General features: G+C 69.5%; 15 protein-coding genes. 4 read left to right on the plus strand and 11 right to left on the minus strand.

Annotation, left to right across the window (positions count from 1 at the left end; translation table 11 throughout):
- Positions 1-10: 10 nt before the first annotated feature.
- Positions 11-421 (plus strand): hypothetical protein, encoded by a 411-nt coding sequence (locus SK854_RS01985; protein WP_319973205.1) that lies wholly within the window; start codon positions 11-13, stop codon positions 419-421.
- Here the strand turns inward: SK854_RS01985 and SK854_RS01990 are convergent.
- Positions 405-1055: an alpha/beta fold hydrolase gene (locus SK854_RS01990; protein ID WP_319973206.1), complete on the minus strand. Its 651-nt coding sequence runs from the start codon at positions 1053-1055 to the stop codon at positions 405-407. The two genes, SK854_RS01985 and SK854_RS01990, sit on opposite strands and share 17 nt — an antisense overlap.
- A 94-nt stretch (positions 1056-1149) precedes the next feature.
- Here SK854_RS01990 and SK854_RS01995 point away from each other — a divergent pair, with 94 nt between their 5' ends.
- From SK854_RS01995 to SK854_RS02005, 3 genes are all read left to right on the plus strand, one after another.
- A complete protein-coding gene (locus tag SK854_RS01995; RefSeq protein ID WP_319973207.1) occupies positions 1150-2007 on the plus strand; it encodes an AraC family transcriptional regulator in 858 nt (285 codons plus the stop codon).
- Between the two features lie 132 nt (positions 2008-2139).
- Complete coding sequence (locus tag SK854_RS02000) at positions 2140-4956, plus strand: aconitate hydratase (protein WP_319973208.1); 2817 nt, start codon at positions 2140-2142, stop codon at positions 4954-4956.
- 122 nt (positions 4957-5078) lie between these two features.
- Positions 5079-5504, plus strand: a complete 426-nt coding sequence (locus SK854_RS02005; protein ID WP_319973209.1) for a DUF1761 domain-containing protein — start codon at positions 5079-5081, stop codon at positions 5502-5504.
- Here the strand turns inward: SK854_RS02005 and SK854_RS02010 are convergent.
- The 10 genes from SK854_RS02010 to SK854_RS02055 are packed head-to-tail and all read right to left on the minus strand — an operon-like array spanning position 5501 to position 17151.
- Entirely contained in the window at positions 5501-7525 is a 2025-nt protein-coding gene (locus tag SK854_RS02010) for a tetratricopeptide repeat protein (protein ID WP_319973210.1), read from the minus strand. The genes SK854_RS02005 and SK854_RS02010 overlap by 4 nt on opposite strands.
- Before the next feature lie 51 nt (positions 7526-7576).
- Complete coding sequence (locus SK854_RS02015) at positions 7577-8008, minus strand: PH domain-containing protein (RefSeq protein ID WP_319973211.1); 432 nt, start codon at positions 8006-8008, stop codon at positions 7577-7579.
- Entirely contained in the window at positions 8008-8505 is a 498-nt protein-coding gene (gene ribH, locus SK854_RS02020) for a 6,7-dimethyl-8-ribityllumazine synthase (protein WP_086665621.1), read from the minus strand. Before ribH ends, SK854_RS02015 begins: the two co-directional genes overlap by 1 nt.
- Positions 8502-9764: a bifunctional 3,4-dihydroxy-2-butanone-4-phosphate synthase/GTP cyclohydrolase II gene (locus SK854_RS02025; RefSeq protein ID WP_319973212.1), complete on the minus strand. Its 1263-nt coding sequence runs from the start codon at positions 9762-9764 to the stop codon at positions 8502-8504. The genes ribH and SK854_RS02025 overlap by 4 nt, the downstream gene beginning before the upstream one ends.
- Positions 9761-10381 carry a riboflavin synthase gene (locus SK854_RS02030; RefSeq protein ID WP_319973213.1) on the minus strand — a complete coding sequence of 207 codons (621 nt, stop codon included), beginning with the start codon at positions 10379-10381 and terminating at the stop codon, positions 9761-9763. The genes SK854_RS02025 and SK854_RS02030 overlap by 4 nt, the downstream gene beginning before the upstream one ends.
- An 8-nt stretch (positions 10382-10389) precedes the next feature.
- Positions 10390-11373 carry a bifunctional diaminohydroxyphosphoribosylaminopyrimidine deaminase/5-amino-6-(5-phosphoribosylamino)uracil reductase RibD gene (gene ribD, locus SK854_RS02035; protein WP_319973700.1) on the minus strand — a complete coding sequence of 328 codons (984 nt, stop codon included), beginning with the start codon at positions 11371-11373 and terminating at the stop codon, positions 10390-10392.
- 14 nt (positions 11374-11387) lie between these two features.
- Positions 11388-12053, minus strand: a complete 666-nt coding sequence (gene rpe / locus SK854_RS02040) for a ribulose-phosphate 3-epimerase (protein WP_319973214.1) — start codon at positions 12051-12053, stop codon at positions 11388-11390.
- Positions 12054-12079: 26 nt separating this feature from the next.
- Entirely contained in the window at positions 12080-12577 is a 498-nt protein-coding gene (locus tag SK854_RS02045) for a flavoprotein (protein ID WP_319973215.1), read from the minus strand.
- A 10-nt stretch (positions 12578-12587) separates the two neighbouring features.
- Positions 12588-16826 carry a hypothetical protein gene (locus SK854_RS02050; RefSeq protein WP_319973216.1) on the minus strand — a complete coding sequence of 1413 codons (4239 nt, stop codon included), beginning with the start codon at positions 16824-16826 and terminating at the stop codon, positions 12588-12590.
- Positions 16819-17151 carry a hypothetical protein gene (locus SK854_RS02055; RefSeq protein ID WP_319973217.1) on the minus strand — a complete coding sequence of 111 codons (333 nt, stop codon included), beginning with the start codon at positions 17149-17151 and terminating at the stop codon, positions 16819-16821. The genes SK854_RS02050 and SK854_RS02055 overlap by 8 nt, the downstream gene beginning before the upstream one ends.
- Between the last annotated feature and the right edge of the window lie 123 nt (positions 17152-17274).

Here is a 17274-nt window from a genome sequence, read left to right on the forward strand (position 1 = left end):
ATAACCACCTATGACATCGCTTCCGCTCGCTTTGGCGTGCATCTGGCTCGGCATGGTGCTGGCGATCTCGATCGAGGCGCCGCTGAAGTTCCGCGCGCCCGGCATCACGCTGCCGCTGGGACTCGGCATCGGCCGGCTCGTGTTCCGCGCCCTGAACTCGGCGGAGATCGTGCTCGCGGCGGCCACGGCGATCACGTTCGCACCGACCCCACGCCCGATGACCGCGACCGTGCTGCTGATCGCCCTGGCGCTGACGCTGGTGGTCCAGGTGACGGTGCTGCGGCCCCGGCTCGAAGTCAGGGCCGAGCTCATCATCGCGGGTGAGACGCCGCCAGAGTCCCGCACTCACCTCGTCTACATCGCGCTCGAATGCGTGAAAGTGCTGATGCTGATCACGTTCGCGGTCATCCTGCTGAGCTGATCAGACCGGCCAGTTCGGCCGGCCGGGACAGGAACGGCGAGTGCGAGCCCGCCAGCTCCAGCGCACCGTGCGCCCGAAGCCGGTCCGCGAACACCGGCGGGAAGATCACGTCGTCCGCGCACACGATCGCTGTCGTCGGCACCGTCTGCCACGCCGCCGCTGTGACCGTCTCCTCGAACGAGCGCGCGCTCTGCGGCCGCAACCGGGCCACCGCCCAGGAGGCCAGGTCGTCCGGCACGTCGGCGAACAGCAGGTCGCGGGCGGGCTCCGGCACGTCCAGCAGCTTGGTCCCCGCCTCGTACCAGGGACCGCCCAGCGGCGACACCACGGACTCGCCCGGCTCCAGCATGTGCGCCGCCAGGTAGATCAACCGATCCGCGGAGGCCGCGGCCTGCCCCACCGGCACACCGGCGTACGAGTGCGCCAGCACGGTCACCGGCCCGCCCAGAGCCGCCAACGCCTCCCGCACGGCGTCGGCGTCCTCGCGCACCCCGGCGGCCGGGGAGCCCGAAGCACTCGGCAGGTCGAGCACCGAGGTCGTCCAGCCGTGCGCCGCCAACTCGGGAACGAGCCGGTCCCAGCACCACGCTCCGTGCCACGCACCGTGCACGAGCAGCAGGTTCCCGCGGTCCATCACACTCTCCCTCATCCGTTTGGCCCTACGCTAACCAGGCAAGATCACCGTCCACCGTCGTCAGAGTCCGCCGTCCTGTCGGGAGAGTCCGAGCTTGAACCCGCTGGAACACCTCCTCTCGACGCTGAGCGTGAACTGGGCCGTCGCGACGCCTCTGCACGCGGGCGGACGGTGGGCGCTGCACTTCGCCGGACTGCTGGACCTGCGGGTGGAGGTCGTCGTCCAGGGCCGAGCGCACGTCACGGTGGCCGGGCGGAGTTTCTGGGCCGAGCAGGGCGACTGCTACGTCATCGCCGGAAAGCGGCCGTACCAGATCGCCGCCGACCCGAGCACCCCGTCGGTGTTCGCGATGCCGTATTACGACCACGAGGACGGCACCCAGCGCGACACGGCCAGCGTCGGCGAAGGCCACGACACGACGTTGGTCGGCGCCGGTTTCACCTGCGGTCAGGAGGCCGCACGGCTGCTGGAGGTCCTGCCGCCGGTGATCCACGTCCGCGCGGGCAGCGCCGCGGCGACCATCGCGCTCATCAGGAGCGAGATCCACGGCGGCAGCGGGATGATCCTCGACCGTCTCTGCCAGGTGTTGCTGCTCCAGGTTCTGCGCGACCACTCCGCCAACGCGACCGCGCACCCCCAGCTCGGTCCCGCGTTGAAGGCGATGCACGACGACCTCGCGCACCCGTGGACCGTCAGCGAGCTGGCGGGCATCGCGGCGATGTCGCGATCGACGTTCTTCCTGCGGTTCAAGGAGGTGGCAGGCACGACGCCGCTCGACTACCTGCACGGACTGCGCATGCGGGAGGCCGCCCGCGTGCTCCGGGAGACCACCGGCACGGTCTCCTCGATCGCCACCGCCGCCGGGTACCGCACCGAAAGCGCGTTCAGCGCCGCGTTCAGGAGGTTCACCGGCCGCTCGCCGGGTGAGTACCGGACTCGGCTCGTGACTTAGGGCAACCTGGGTTGAACCGGCTTACAGGACAAGCGTACTGTTTGGGGTCGAGGGGCAGGGGTCAACCAGGTGAGGAAGACTCTCCCCCATCCCGAACTGACCACCGCGCTGTCACCAGTTATGGAGTTGCACGTGACTGCACCAGCTAGCAAGGACAGCTTCGGCGCCCGCGGCACGCTCAACGTCGGCGACGCCTCGTACGAGGTGTTCCGGCTGAGCGCCGTGGAGGGCGCCGAGCGTCTTCCGTTCAGCCTGAAGATCCTGCTGGAGAACCTGCTGCGGACCGAGGACGGCGCGAACATCACCGCCGACCACGTGCGCGCTCTCGCCAACTGGGACCCGGCCGCCGAGCCGAGCACCGAGATCCAGTTCACGCCGGCCCGCGTCGTGATGCAGGACTTCACCGGTGTGCCCTGCGTCGTCGACCTCGCCACCATGCGCGAGGCCGTCACCCAGCTCGGCGGCGACGCCGAGAAGGTGAACCCGCTCGCGCCCGCCGAGCTCGTGATCGACCACTCGGTCATCGCCGACATCTTCGGCCGCCCGGACGCGTTCGAGCAGAACGTCGACCTGGAGTACGAGCGCAACCGCGAGCGCTACCAGTTCCTGCGCTGGGGCCAGACGGCGTTCGACGAGTTCAAGGTCGTCCCGCCCGGCACCGGCATCGTGCACCAGGTCAACATCGAGCACCTCGCGCGCGTCGTGATGGTGCGCAACGGCCAGGCGTACCCGGACACCCTCGTCGGCACCGACTCGCACACCACGATGGTCAACGGCATCGGCGTGCTGGGCTGGGGCGTCGGCGGCATCGAGGCCGAGGCCGCGATGCTCGGCCAGCCGGTCTCCATGCTGATCCCGCGCGTCGTGGGCTTCAAGCTGTCCGGCGAGCTGCCCCCCGGCGCCACCGCCACGGACCTCGTGCTCACGATCACCGAGATGCTGCGCAAGCAGGGCGTCGTCGGCAAGTTCGTCGAGTTCTACGGCGAGGGCGTCAGCGCGGTGCCGCTGGCCAACCGCGCCACGATCGGCAACATGTCGCCGGAGTTCGGCTCCACGGTCGGCATCTTCCCGATCGACGGCGAGACCATCGACTACCTGCGCCTGACCGGCCGTTCCGAAGAGCAGATCGCGCTCGTCGAGGCGTACGCCAAGGAACAGGGCCTCTGGCACGACGCGTCCCGCGAGCCGGTGTTCTCCGAGACGCTGGAGCTCGACCTGGCGACGGTCGTGCCGTCCATCGCCGGCCCGAAGCGCCCGCAGGACCGCATCGAGCTGACCAACGCCAAGGAGTCGTTCCGCCAGGCTCTGGGCGCCTACGTCGCGCACACCGACTCCCCGGAGCTGTCCGGTGTGGACGAGGCCGTCGACGAGTCGTTCCCCGCGAGCGACCCGGCCGCCATCCACGAGGGCGGCAACGGCTCCGGCGCTCCGAAGGTGTTCCAGTCCGCCGCCGAGGGCGCCACCGGCCGCGTGTCGAAGCCGGTCAAGGTCACCCTCGACGGTGCCGAGTTCGAGCTGGACCACGGCGCCGTGGCGATCGCCGCGATCACGTCGTGCACCAACACCTCGAACCCGTCCGTGATGCTCGGCGCGGCCCTTCTCGCGAAGAAGGCCGTCGAGCGCGGTCTCGAGCGCAAGCCGTGGGTCAAGACGACCCTGGCTCCGGGCTCGAAGGTCGTCATGGACTACTACGAGCGCGCCGGCCTCATGCCGTACCTGGAGAAGCTCGGCTTCCACCTGGTCGGCTACGGCTGCACCACCTGCATCGGCAACTCGGGCCCGCTGCAGGACGAGATCTCGGCGGGTGTGCAGGAAGGCGACCTCGCGGTCGTCTCGGTGCTGTCCGGCAACCGCAACTTCGAGGGCCGGATCAACCCGGACATCAAGATGAACTACCTCGCGTCGCCGCCGCTGGTCGTGGCGTACGCGCTGGCCGGTTCGATGGACAAGGACATCACCACCGAGCCGCTCGCGTACGACCCCGAGGGCAAGCCGGTGTACCTGTCGGAGATCTGGCCGACCCCGGCCGAGATCGCCGAGGTCATCTCGACCTCGATCTCCGCGGAGGGCTTCACCAAGGGCTACAAGAACGTGTTCTCCGGTGACGAGCGCTGGCAGTCGCTGCCCACGCCGACCGGCAACACGTTCGAGTGGGACGCCCAGTCCACCTACGTGCGCAAGCCCCCGTACTTCGAGGGCATGGAGATGGAGCCGAAGCCGGTCAACGACATCTCGGGTGCCCGCGTCCTCGCGCTGCTGGGCGACTCGGTCACCACGGACCACATCTCCCCCGCCGGTTCGATCAAGGCCGACTCGCCCGCGGGCAAGTACCTGACCGAGCACGGCGTGGAGCGCAAGGACTTCAACTCCTACGGCTCCCGCCGCGGCAACCACGAGGTGATGATCCGCGGCACGTTCGCGAACATCCGCCTGCGCAACCTGCTGCTCGACGACGTCCAGGGCGGCTTCACCCGCGACTTCCTGGCCGACGGCGCCCCGCAGACCACCATCTACGACGCGTCCGTGTCGTACGCGGAGGCCGGCGTTCCGCTGGTCGTGCTGGCGGGCAAGGAGTACGGCTCCGGTTCGTCGCGCGACTGGGCGGCCAAGGGCACCTCGCTGCTCGGCGTCCGCGCCGTCATCGCCGAGTCCTACGAGCGCATCCACCGCTCGAACCTCATCGGCATGGGCGTGCTGCCGCTGCAGTACCCGGCGGGCGACAACGCGTCGTCGCTGGGCCTCGACGGCACCGAGACGTTCGACTTCACCGGCGTCACGGAGCTGAACAACGGCACCACGCCGTCGACGGTGCACGTCGTCGCCACGAAGACGGACGGCTCGAAGGTCGAGTTCGACGCGGTCGTCCGCATCGACACGCCCGGTGAGGCCGACTACTACCGCAACGGCGGCATCATGCAGTACGTGCTGCGCAAGATGGTCCGCAGCTAGTCAACGCTGACGAAAGGGCCGCTCACCGCAGGGTGAGCGGCCCTTTCGCCGTCTATGCACTCGTAACGGCGAACGTCCACCCCGCGATGCCAAGTCACCCTGATCACCGCGGGAGACCCCTCATGAGCTTGACCGTGCTCGGCGACCTCAACTGGTTGGCCGTCATCGTGGCCACGATCGCCTACTTCGCGCTGGGCATGGTCTGGTACGCGGAGTACGCCTTCGGCAGGGCCTGGCAGCGGGCGGCAGGATGGGACCTCAGCCCGCCGGAGAACACCAGCGCGGTCGTCTACGCCATCCCGCTGTTCACCTGCTTCGTCATCACGCTCGCGACCGCGATGATCGGCTACGCCTCGAAGACCGACAACATCATGGAAGGCATCCTGCTCGGGCTCGTCGTGGGCGTCGGCATCGCGTTGCCGGTCCGGTTCGTGACGGGCGGCTACGACATGACGAAGCCCGCCCCGATCACCTTCGCGGCCATCGGAGCGGGCTATCACGTCGTCGGACTCACGCTGGCGGGCGCGATCCTCGGTTTCTGGGTCTAGAGCGCGTCCAGGCGGTTCCTGACCTTGGCTGCGAGATCCAGCCGGAACTGCTCCTCGTACATCTCCACCGACCGCTGCCAGGCAGTTCGAGCCTCGTCGACCTGGCCGAGCGCGGCGTGTGCCTGGCCGATCAGGTCAAGGGTGTTGGGTTCGCTCCACGCGTCACCGGCGACATGGCGATGCCAGGCCAGTGCCTGCTCGTGGTGTTCCAACGCCTCCCGGTACCTGCCCGTCACCTGCGCGAGCTGGCCGAGACTGTTGTGCGCCACCGCTTCTCCGGCGCCGTTGCCGAGTTCACGATGCATCGCGAGCGCCCTGAGCGCCATCGGCAGCGCGGTGTCGTGGTTGCCCACCAGGACGTGCAGCCAGCTCGCCAACCCGAGAGCATCCGCCTCGCACAGGGTGTCTCCCAGCTCCGCGAAAGACCGCACGGCCCGCTCCCCGCACTCCACCGCCTCGGCGAGACCGCCCTCGATCTCCAGCAACATGGCCAGTGCCATGCAGGCCTGCCCCTGCGCGAACAGGTCGTCCCCGATCTCCAACGCGCGCCGCAGTCGTGCTGTCGCTGCCTTGTGGTCGCCGGTCTGGGTGTGCGCGTTGCCGAGCATTCTCAGTGCCTTGGCTTCCAGGCTCACATCGCCCAGCCGTTCGGCGGCGGCCAGGCCGCGCTCCCATGACGTGACCTGGTCACGCAGATGTCCGCGGCGGTAGTGGAACGAGGTCAGCACATGCGCGAACTGCGCGACCACGGGATACCAGCCCAGGGCGAGCACAGTCCGTTGCGTTTCCAGCAGGCATAGATGTTCCGCGTCGAGCCAGGCCAGCGCCGCGCCGTCGTCAGGAGGGCACAACGGCACACAACCGGGCACAGGTTCATCGAGCACCAAGCGTCGCCTGTGTGCGTAGACGAGATAGTCGGCGGCATGGGCGGTGTGCAGGTAGAAGTCGGTCAACCGGCGCAGTCCCCGCTCCTGGTCCACCGCTTGTTCTGCTGCATAGCCACGTACCAGGTCATGCATCCGATAGCGGCCTGGCACGTACTCGTGCACCAGATGCGCGTCTTCCAGCTCCCGCAACACTTCACGCGCTTGCGGTCCGGGCAGACCGGCGAGACTGGCCGCGGCCTCGAAACCGATGTCCGGTCCGGGTGCGTGGCCAAGCAGGCCGAACAGGATCGACGCACGATCCGAGAGCAGCCTGCAGGACCACGACAACACCGAGCGCAATCCGTCCAGCCGATCCGCGCGGAGCTCTTCCGCGAGAACGGACAACGGGAAGTCCCCGTGCTGCCGCGCCCGTGCGGCGACCGTCGCGAGCGCCAGCGGCAGCCCACCGCACCAGCTCACCAACTCGGCCACCGCGTCGCCGTGACGTCCGACCCGGTCCTCCCCCAGCCTGCCGGTCAGCACCGCGCGGGAGTCCTCTTCGGACAGCACGTCCAGCCCGACCGGTTCCGCGCCGTGGCTCGTCACCAGTCCACGCAGGTAACGGCGGCTGGTCACCAGCACGGTGCAGGAAGGGCTTCCCGGCAGCAGTGGTTCGACCTGCGCCTCCTCGGCGGCGTTGTCGAGCACCACGAGCATGTGCCTGCCCGCCACCAGACTGCGGTACAACGCGGCCTGAGCGGTCAGGCTCACCGGGAGCGAACCGGGCGGCACCCCGAGCGCGTCCAGGAACAGCCGGACCGCCACCGCGGCCGGTAGCGGATCACCGCCGGGCGCGAAACCCTGCAGATCGACGTGCAGCCTGCCGTCCGGGAACGCGTCCAGCCGCGAGTGCGCCCACCGCAGTGCGAGCCAGGTCTTGCCGACCCCGCCCGCACCGCCGATCACCGCCGTGCCGCCCAGCACCTCGTCCAGCAGCGCGAGCTCAGTGCCCCTGCCGACGAAGTGCCTCGGTGCGGCGGGCAACTGCTTGGGCACCGGCCGCCGCTGTTCGGGCAGGTACAACGAGCCGATGGACCCCGCCTGCACGACGGCGCCGATCGTGCTCGCCGCGACCTCGTTGTGCGTCTCGTCCACCGGCACCACCCCGCCACTGAGAGTAGCGGTTCGTTCGGCTTCTTACGAACGCTAGACGCGCGCCGCCTTGTGCAACTCACGCAACGCGCGCACGGACGAGACGGCGTACTCGCGGTCCACGGCCTGCACGGCCATCACCGAGATGTACTCGTCCTCCGGCAGCTCCAGGCGGGCCCACGCGGCGCCGTCCGGGAAGCTGACCGACAGCACGTCGTTCCAGTCGTAGTGGTGGGACGTCACGACGTTGCGCACGTCGACACCCTCGGCGTCGGCGGTGACGCGGGGACGGGTCAGCAGCAGCACCCCGCCCGCGAGCAGGAAGCCCAGCACGATCATGGCGACCTGGTCGGACGTCCGGAAGATCACGCCGGTCGGGGTGTCACCCAGCAGCAGGCCCACGATCGTGAACACGACGACGAGACCGACCGCGCACGCCCACGCGACGCGGCGGATCTTCTTGGGACGCAACACGATGGACGTCATCACTCGAAACCCCGCTCGGTCCAGGGCTGACGCAGGCCGCGCAGCACCAGTGCCGTGTCGATCGCGGCGACGGTCGCCTCGTACCCCTTGTCCTCCACGGAGTCCGGCAGGCCGGCGCGGGCCAGAGCCTGCTCCTCGGTGTTGGTCGTGAGCACGCCGTTGCCGACCGGCGTCGACTCGTCCAGCGCGACGCGCGTGAGCCCGTCCGTCACCGAGTCGCACACGTACTCGAAGTGCGGGGTGCCACCGCGGATGACCACGCCCAGCGCGACCACGGCGTCGTGGTGACGCGCGAGTTCCTGCACCACGACGGGAAGCTCGATCGCTCCCGCCACGCGCACCACGGTCGTGTCGACGCAACCGGCGTCCTCGGCGGCCTTGAGGGCGCGCTCGACGAGCTGGTCGGTGATCTTGGTGTGCCAGCGCGTCGCCGCGATCGCGACGCTCAGACCCTTGCCGTCGAGCCGGGTCTGCTCTGGACGGCCCTCGCCGCTCATTCCTTGTCCTCCGTAGCGGAAACAACGGCCTCGTACTGCTCCAGCTGGTGCAGCTCGTGGCCCATCCGGTCGCGCTTCGTGCGCAGGTACCGCAGGTTCTCCGGGTTCGGGGAGATCGGCAGCGGCACCCGGTCGAGCACCCGCAGACCGTATCCGGCCTCCAGGCCGACGCGCTTGGCCGGGTTGTTCGTCAGCAACCGCATGGACTTGATGCCGAGGTCCACGAGGATCTGCGCACCCGTGCCGTAGTCGCGCGCGTCGGCGGGCAGGCCCTGCACCAGGTTCGCGTCCACGGTGTCCGCGCCCTGGTCCTGCAGCTGGTAGGCCTGCAGCTTGTGCATCAGGCCGATGCCACGGCCTTCGTGGCCGCGCATGTACAGCACGACGCCACGTCCCTGCGCCGCAACGGCTTCCAGCGCCGCGTCGAGCTGCGGGCCGCAGTCGCAGCGCAACGAGCCGAGCACGTCGCCGGTGAGGCACTCGGAGTGCACGCGCACCAGCACGTCCTCGCCGTCACCGATCTCGCCGTACACCATCGCGACGTGCTCGATGCCGTCGAGCAGGCTGTCGTAGCCGAAGGCGGTGAACACGCCGTGCGCGGTGGGGATGCGGGCCTCGGCGGCGCGTTCGACCTGGGTCTCGACCCGGCGGCGGTACGCGATGAGGTCGGCGATCGTGATGATCGCGAGGTCGTGGTCCGCGGCGAAGACCTCGAGCTCGTCGCGGCGGGCCATGTCCTCCTCGACCTTCTGCGACACGATCTCGCAGAGCACGCCGGCGGGTGACAGGCCCGCGAGACGCGCGAGGTCGATGGAGGCCTCGGTGTGACCGGGCCGGCGCAGCACGCCGCCGTCCCTGGCGCGCAGCGGAACCACGTGGCCGGGCCGGTTGAAGTCGGTGGCCTTCGAGGTCGGGTCGGCGAGCAACCGGATCGTGCGGGCGCGGTCGGCGGCCGAGATGCCGGTGCTGATGCCGTCGCGTGCGTCCACCGTGACCGTGTACGCGGTGCCGCGCTGGTCCTGGTTCGTGTGGTACATCGGCGGCAGGTCGAGGCGGTCGCAGTCGGAGTCCGTCAGCGCCACGCAGACGTACCCGGACGTGTAGCGGACCATGAACGCGAGCAGTTCCGGCGTCGCCTTCTCGGCGGCGAAGATCAGGTCGCCCTCGTTCTCGCGGTCCTCGTCGTCCACCACGACCACTGGCCGTCCGGCGGCGACGTCCTTGATCGCGCGCTCGATGTCGGCGAAGTCGGTGCTCACTGGGCCTCCTCGCCCGCGATGGCCCGCAGGTGCGGGATCGCCAGTCGTTCAACGTACTTCGCCAGCACGTCGACCTCCAGGTTCACCAGGTCGCCGGGCATGCGCCGCCCGAGCGTGGTGAGTTCGAGGGTCGTCGGGATGAGGCTCACGGTGAACTGGTCCTCGGAGACGGTCACGACCGTCAGCGAGACTCCGTCGACCGTGATGGAGCCCTTCTCCACGACGTAGCGGGCGAGGGTCGGCGGGAGTCCGATGTGGACCATCTCCCAGTGCTCGGCCTTCTCCCGCGCGAGAATCGTGCCCGTGCCGTCGACGTGGCCCTGCACGATGTGGCCGCCGAGGCGCTGGCCGACCGCGGCCGCGCGCTCCAGGTTGACCCGGTCGCCCTGAGCGACCTTCGCGAGGCTGCTGCGCAGAAGGGTCTCGCGCATCACGTCGGCGGTGAAGGAGTCGTTCTCGACCTCCACGACGGTGAGGCAGACGCCGTTCACCGCGATGGAGTCGCCGTGCTTCGCGTCGCTGGTCACGGTCGGCCCCGCGATGCGGATCCGTGCCGCGTCCGGCAGGTCCTCCGTCGCTACGACGTGGCCGAGTTCCTCGACGATCCCGGTGAACACCGCTCCTCCTAATTTTCCGGAACCGCGCTGATCCGCACGTCCGGCCCGCTCATGGTGACGTCTTGCACGGTCAACCGGACAGCGTCCGTGATGGTTGACACGCCCGCTCCCAGCACCGCCGCGGGACCGTCCCCGAGCAGCACCGGCGCGATGTAGGCGAGCACGCGGTCGATCCTGCCCGCGCGCCAGAACGCGCCGGCCAGCGTCGGTCCGCCTTCCAGCAGCACGTCGACCACCCCCTGCTCGGCGAGTGCGGTCAGCACGTCGTCCGGGTGGTGCGTGCGCAGGTGCAGCGCGGTGTGCTGGAGCTTCGCTCCGACCGGCAGGTCGCTCATGCCCACGACCACCGGCAACGGCTGGCGGGGCAACGGCATTCCGCCGGTGTCCCTGGCCGTCAGCGCGGGGTCGTCCTTGCGGACCGTACCGGTGCCGACGATGATCGCGTCGAGCTTCGCGCGCATCTCGTGGACCTCCTTGCGGGAGATCTCCGAGCTGATCCACTGGCTGGTGCCGTCACTCGCCGCGATCCGGCCGTCGAGCGAGGCGGCGTACTTCCACGTGACGTGCGGACGGCCCGTGCGCGCGTAGTGCAGCCACGCCCTGAGGGGGCCACGGCTGACCTCGGTCGCGAGGAGTCCGCTCTCGACGGTGATCCCGGCTTCCTTCAGCCGGTTCGCGCCGCCCGCCGCCCTCGGGTTCGGGTCGCTGACCGCGTGGATGACGTGCTTGATGCCGGCTTCGATGAGCGCGTCGGTGCACGGCGGCGTGCGGCCGTGGTGCGAACACGGTTCGAGGGTGACCACGGCGGTGCCGCCCTGGGCCTTCGATCCGGCCGCCTTGAGCGCCATGACCTCGGCGTGCGGGCCGCCGACGGGTTGCGTGCCGCCGAACCCCGCCGCGTTGCCGTTCTCGTCGAGGATGACGCAGCCGACCGGCGGGTTGGGGCTGGTGATGCCCCGCACCCGCTCGCTCTCCGCGATGGCGAGCGCCATCGCGTCTTCGGGCGTCACGTGGTCCTGGTTCCCTGGGCGCCGGCTGCCTGGGCGCGCAGTGCCTCGACGGCCTTGCCGGGGTCGGCGGCGTCGTACACGGCGGACCCGGCGACGAAGCAGTCCACTCCGGCCTCCGCGGCCTGTTCGATCGTGTCGGCGTTGATGCCGCCGTCGATCTCCACGACCAGCTTGAGGTGCCCGGTGTCGACGAGGTGACGGGCCTGGCGCACCTTGTCCAGCACGCCGGCCATGAAGCTCTGGCCGCCGAAGCCCGGCTCGACCGACATGACCAGCAGCGTGTCGTAGTGCTTGAGCACGTCGACGTACGGCTCCAGCGGGGTGCCGGGCTTGATGCTCAGCCCCGCCTTGGACCCGGCCGCCTTGAGGTTCTTGGCCAGCGCGATGGGGTCGTCGGCCGCCTCGACGTGCACGGTCACGTTGTACGCGCCCGCTTCCGCGTAGCCGATGGCCCAGCGGTCGGGGTCGTCGATCATCAGGTGGCAGTCGATCGGGATGTCGGTCACCTTGAGCAGCGACTTCACCACCGGCAGGCCGAGCGTCAGGTTCGGCACGAAGTGGTTGTCCATGACGTCGACGTGGATCCAGTCCGAGGTGGGCACCGCGGCGAGCTCGTCGGCGAGGCGCGCGAAGTCGGCGGACAGGATGCTGGGGGCGATCATCGGCGTGTGGACCACAAGGGTGAAGTCTAGGTGTCCAGCAGGTCGAGCAGCCTGCCGGGAGGCTCGTCGGTGACCACTACGACACCCGCATTGGTGAGTGTCGTGACGTGCGTCTCCCACATCGGGTGACGGCGCTTGTCCGCGTTGGCCTGGGGCTGGACGACGACCTTGCAGCCCTGCACGCCGATGGCCTCGTTCAACGCCGTCAGCGCCTGGTTGTCGCCGATGCCCAGGGCCAGCTTGGCCACCGAGTTCGCGCTGGCGGGGGCGAAGATGAACGCGTCAGGCGTGGGGTAGGGCTTGGGCTGGCTCGGCATCCTGGGCCCCCAGCGGATCGGGAGGTCGGTGAGCGCCTGCAGCTCGTCGAGTTCCCCGGCTTCCTCGAACCACGGGACGACGGTCGGGGTGAACGTGATGGCCAACCGCCACCCCCGTCGCGCGGCGGGCTCGGCGAGTTCCGTGCGGAACCAGCCTTCGACCCCGCCGCAGCCTGACGCGACCAGTCCGAGCAGCCCACGTGTCATGTGGACGATCTTAGGTCGGGCGGTTCGTCACGATCCGCAGCTCGGCGACGATCGTTCCGAGCAGATCCGGTTCGATCTCGGCCAGGAGGTCCGCCGACAGTCGCCACCGGTCGAGGAGCAACGCCCGAGCGACCAGCCGACGTGCCCGGCCTGGGTCCTGGACCGCTGCCGCGATCGCCCGCAGCACCCCGCCTCGCCGCGCTGGTTCATCGATCTCGGCCGCAGCCGTCTCCGCGAGGTCGAGGAGGGCTTCCTTCCTCGGGTTTGCCCTGCCGCTGCGTGCCAGTTCGAGAAATCCGTCCGCCCGGTGTCCGTGGTCGGTGATCGCCTGCACGACCTCCTCAGCGGTCTCGAACCGTCCCCGCCACTGCAGATGAGCGCCGATCCTCGTCAGGGTTCGGCCCTGCCGTCGCAACGAACAGCAAGAGCCCGCGACGTCGACGGCGAGGGCGACTTCGTCCAGTTCCTCGGCGAGCACCTCCGCGACGCGGACGAGTGCCCAGGAACGCTTCGACTCGTCGGGTTCACCCCGCGCGATCGTCACCGCGTCATCAGCGGTCTCGACCGCGCGAGCGACCTGTCCGACCGCCTTCATCTGCGCGGCGGCCTTGACCAGCGCTTCGGCCCGACCCCCGGCGTCAGCGATCGATCGAGAGACCTCGACAGCTCGTTCGATCAGTTCCACCGCTTCTGACAGACTCTGCTCCGACGCCCGATTCGCGAGATCCACGAACGTCAGCGCACGCTGCCGACAATCCACAATGGACTCTGCTACCTGGACAGCGTCGGCACGGTTCTTGCGCCAGAGCCGCCAGCACGTGGACCTCAGCTCGAAGTCGACCAAGCGCCCCGCGGGTAGGGACCGCAGGATCTCCACCGCTCTGCCCAAGTTGCCGCGGTTGCTGTGCCTCGCGGCCACGGCGGCCAGCACGGCGTTCCTTGCCGAGTCGGCCTGAACAGCGCGGGCCAGCGCCTCGGCTCGATCGAAGCGTCCGACCTCCGCCATCCTGGTGGCGACATTCCACATCGCCGTGTCTCGCAAATGTGGGTCGGAGACCGTTCGGGCGACCGCCTCGGCTTCCTCCACCAACTCGTCGACGAACGCCTCCTCGCCGTGCTGCTGCGCGAGCCTGGCCAGCATCGCGAACGCCTCACCGCTGCTCGAATCACCACCGAAGCGCCGAAGCATGTCCCTCGCCGCGGCCAGCCGCCCTTGAGACGCGACAGCCTCGACAGCACGCCACAGCACGTGGTGCCGAGGGCGGCTGTACGGCATCGACGCGCCGACCTCGGCACCACGATCCGACTCGCCCAGCTTGACGAAAGCGTTGACGACAAGCCTGAGTTCGTCGTCTGCCACACCCTCCAGCACGGCGGCGGCTCGTTCGACGATGCCCAGCCCTTTGTCGCGGTCCTGCACACCAACCACCTCCCCGAGCACGACGAGGGGGCGGACCGCACACGCGGGTTCGGTGATGTGGTCGATGATCCGCGCCGCTTGATCCACGTGGCCTTGCCTGGCCGCGGCTGACGCCAGGCAGGCCAGGGCTTCGCCCAGTCGCGTCGGCTCGGCCAAGGCACGCGACACCGCCTGTGCTGTCGCGGCCAATCTTGCTGCCCGAGCCAGATCACCTGATCTCGCGGCCTCGTGTGCCAGGAAGGTCGTCGCGGCCACGCGGTGACCGGTGTGCGGTGTGGACGTGGCCAGCGCCTCGGCCGCGCGGTGATCGAGTTTGGCGAGCCGGAGCACTAACAGCCACAACAGCTCACCTTGGCGGACCGGGTCAGCAACACCACGTGCGACTGCGGCCGCGTCGGCGATCAGCTCGCAGGCGGCGCCCGTGTCGCCGATCCGCACCATCACGCCGGCCAGCACGCCCAGTGCGTTGGTGCGCGCCACGGGATCGGAAATGGCGCCGGTGAGGTCGACGGCACGGGAGACCAGCTGGTCCGCTGCCGCTGTGTCTCCCGATCTGACGAGCGTTTCCGCCAACGAGGACAGCCCGCGCATCTGCTGGAACGGTTCATCGATCGAGTTCGCGACGGCCAGTGCGCGCCGCCGGTCGCCGACGGCCGAGGTCATCACGGAGCGCAACGCCATGCCGCGCTGGCCCGGGTTTCCGATGCCACGTGCCAGGTTCTCGGCCGAGTCCAGCTCGCCGAGCGCGGCCAGCACCGACACCACCGACTCGACAGCGATGTCCCGGATGTTCGGCAGCGAGATGAATCGTGCGACTCCAGCGGCGACTTCGGCTTTCGCCAGAGCCTGCGCACGATTCCCCGAGCGGCCGAGGCACCGAGCCTCGCAGACGAGCACCGCGACCTGCTGCTGAGGGTGAAGCTCCGAAACGTCGGTCGTGGCGCGACCGGCGGTGACCTCGATCATCGCCAGGGACCGCTGCTCGATGTCGTCGATCTCCTGCGCCAGTTCGGCGGCCGCCTCGACCTCGCGCGCGGACACCCGGTGCGTCACGAGAGCCCGCAACGCCTTTCCTCGCGTCGACGAGCGCGAAATGGACCGGGCCACCTCCAGCGCGGTGTCCAGCTCGGCGGTCATCGTCGGCACCAACAGTCCCAGCGCGATGTCGCGGTAGTAGGCATCCGTTATCTGGCGTACGAGAGCCACCGCTGCGGCCATGTCGCCGAGCTTCACGTGCACGTCCGCGATCGCCCTGATCGCGACGTACTGGCGAACTTGCTCCAACTGCCGCACTGCCAACGACTCTGCCCGCGCACGTGTCCCGTGTGCGCCGAGTGAGTCGCCCGACGCGGCAAGTGCCTGGGACACCGCGAGCACCGCGTTGCACCGTCGGAACGGGTCGGCGATCGACGCGATGACTGCCTCCGCCCGGCCGTGCTGCCCCAGCAGCGTCAGCACCGCGGGAAGTTCCGCGGACGTCGTCGCATTGCACTCGATCAGGTGATCGCGGTGCACTGCCAGCCGAGCGAGGGAGACGAGGTCCGGGTCGTCGGCCTCGGCGAGCGCGTGCTGCACGGTGGTGATCTCCGCCAAGGCGAGGGCGTCGCCGCCGGACACGGCCAGCAGCCGGTCCTGCCGGGCCGCGTCGGTGGCCATGGCGACCATGCGGCGGACGTCCCCGCTGGCGCTCAGCATGTTGTAGTAGCCGCGCAGCAGGTATTCGGGCGTGTCCTCGGGCCAGCGTTCCCGCCGCCAGCGGTCCGCCCAGGAGTGCAGATCGCCCCGGTAGCCGTCGAGCTCCTTGTCGTTGCGCAGCCTGTCCTCCGCGCTGCGCTGAAGCTCTTCGTGGGCCAGCAGGAAGACGTCCGCCGCGTCCGGCGTGAAGTGGCCGGGACGTGCCGCGAAGCTGCGGCCGGACACCGTTTCGAGGCATCCTTCGACCTCCGACAGCTTCGCACCGGTCAGAGCGACCAGATCCGCGGCCGTGAGGCCACCGCCGGCGGCGGTCACCAGGCCGAGCAGGTCGTGCGCGATCCCGCCGCCGCGCAGGAGTTCCTTCAGGTCGTTGACCATGCCCTCGCGAAGGGCCTCGGCGTGCGGGGACGGCGCGAGCTCCACCACGGTGCTCGGGTCGCGCAACGGGTGGTCGTTCGGCACGTCGACGGGGATCGGCGGGTTGGGCCTTCCGGACACGATGACGCGCATGCCGTATTCGGGGGCCGGCGGCAGCAGCTTGGCGATGCTGTGCGAATCAGAACCGGTGTGCACACCGCGATCCTCGTCCAGGCCGTCGACCACCAGGACCAGGCGCTCACCGCGTTCACGGCAGGCCGCGGCCGCGTCGTGCAGCAGACCGAGGAGGTGGACCTCCAGGTTGGCAGCGGTGAGAAACGGCGGCATCGGCTCGTCGAGGAACTCCAGCAACTGTTCCATCACGACGGTGATGAAAGCGTTGCGATCGTTCTGATCGGCCAGCCGGGCGGTGATGAAGAAGGACACGATCCGCACGTTGTCGAGCGGGTGTAGCACGAACCACGCGAGCAGGGCCGATTTGCCCGACCACGCGGGCGCGCGCAGCCAGCGGTAGGGACTCGGTACCGAGTCCGCGGTGCAGAAGTCCCGTAACGCCTGGAGTTCGGGGACGCGGCCGGCCAGCTCTCCCGAGAAGATCCGCCGGACCTGCACCAGGTAACGGCTTCGCACCGAGGGCCGGGAACCGATGGTCACGTTCCCGATGAGCACGCCCGTGTTGGCGAGACCTCCGGCGGCGTGTGCCGCACCAGTACCGGAGACGTCGATGCGCCTTGGTGAGGGACCGCGATCAGTCAAGTCGCACGCCCGAGTTCGCGGCCCCTCCCGAGGTCGCCTCGCCGGTGCGTTCGACTACGACGTTTCCCTGCACCGGGCCCATCACCCCTGTGTTGGCCGTGCCGCTGCCGGTCGACGTCGCCCTGCCGGTGTCTTTGACCCGAACGCTGGTGCCGGGCGTGCGCAGGGCTACCCACACGGCCACGCCCACGGCGGCGACCGCGAACACGGCTGACGTCGCGGTCGCCACCCGGTTGGCGTCTTCCCACCGTGCGACGGCGAACCAGCCGGCCAGGCCGGCCGCCGCCACGCACGTCAACGTCAACACGACTCGCGCCACGGTCACGGGAACAACATCGCAGAAGGCACCCGATTCGTCACCGTCGCGGAATTGCCTGCGCCCCGTCGTCACTCGAACAGGTGAATTCCGCAACCGTTGCACCCAAGGACGACGACAGGGTCAAGAACC

Source organism: Lentzea sokolovensis (genome assembly GCF_033949975.1).
In the GTDB taxonomy this organism is placed as follows: domain Bacteria; phylum Actinomycetota; class Actinomycetes; order Mycobacteriales; family Pseudonocardiaceae; genus Lentzea; species Lentzea sokolovensis.

Excerpts from the sequence above, each read along its gene's own strand:
- SK854_RS01985 (WP_319973205.1), top strand. The coding sequence starts at position 11 with ATGACATCGCTTCCGCTCGCTTTGGCGTGCATCTGGCTCGGCATGGTG.
- SK854_RS01990 (WP_319973206.1), bottom strand. The coding sequence starts at position 1,055 with ATGGACCGCGGGAACCTGCTGCTCGTGCACGGTGCGTGGCACGGAGCG.
- SK854_RS02005 (WP_319973209.1), top strand. The coding sequence starts at position 5,079 with ATGAGCTTGACCGTGCTCGGCGACCTCAACTGGTTGGCCGTCATCGTG.
- SK854_RS02015 (WP_319973211.1), bottom strand. The coding sequence starts at position 8,008 with ATGACGTCCATCGTGTTGCGTCCCAAGAAGATCCGCCGCGTCGCGTGG.
- ribH (WP_086665621.1), bottom strand. The coding sequence starts at position 8,505 with ATGAGCGGCGAGGGCCGTCCAGAGCAGACCCGGCTCGACGGCAAGGGT.
- ribD (WP_319973700.1), bottom strand. The coding sequence starts at position 11,373 with ATGGCGCTCGCCATCGCGGAGAGCGAGCGGGTGCGGGGCATCACCAGC.
- rpe (WP_319973214.1), bottom strand. The coding sequence starts at position 12,053 with ATGATCGCCCCCAGCATCCTGTCCGCCGACTTCGCGCGCCTCGCCGAC.
- SK854_RS02045 (WP_319973215.1), bottom strand. The coding sequence starts at position 12,577 with ATGACACGTGGGCTGCTCGGACTGGTCGCGTCAGGCTGCGGCGGGGTC.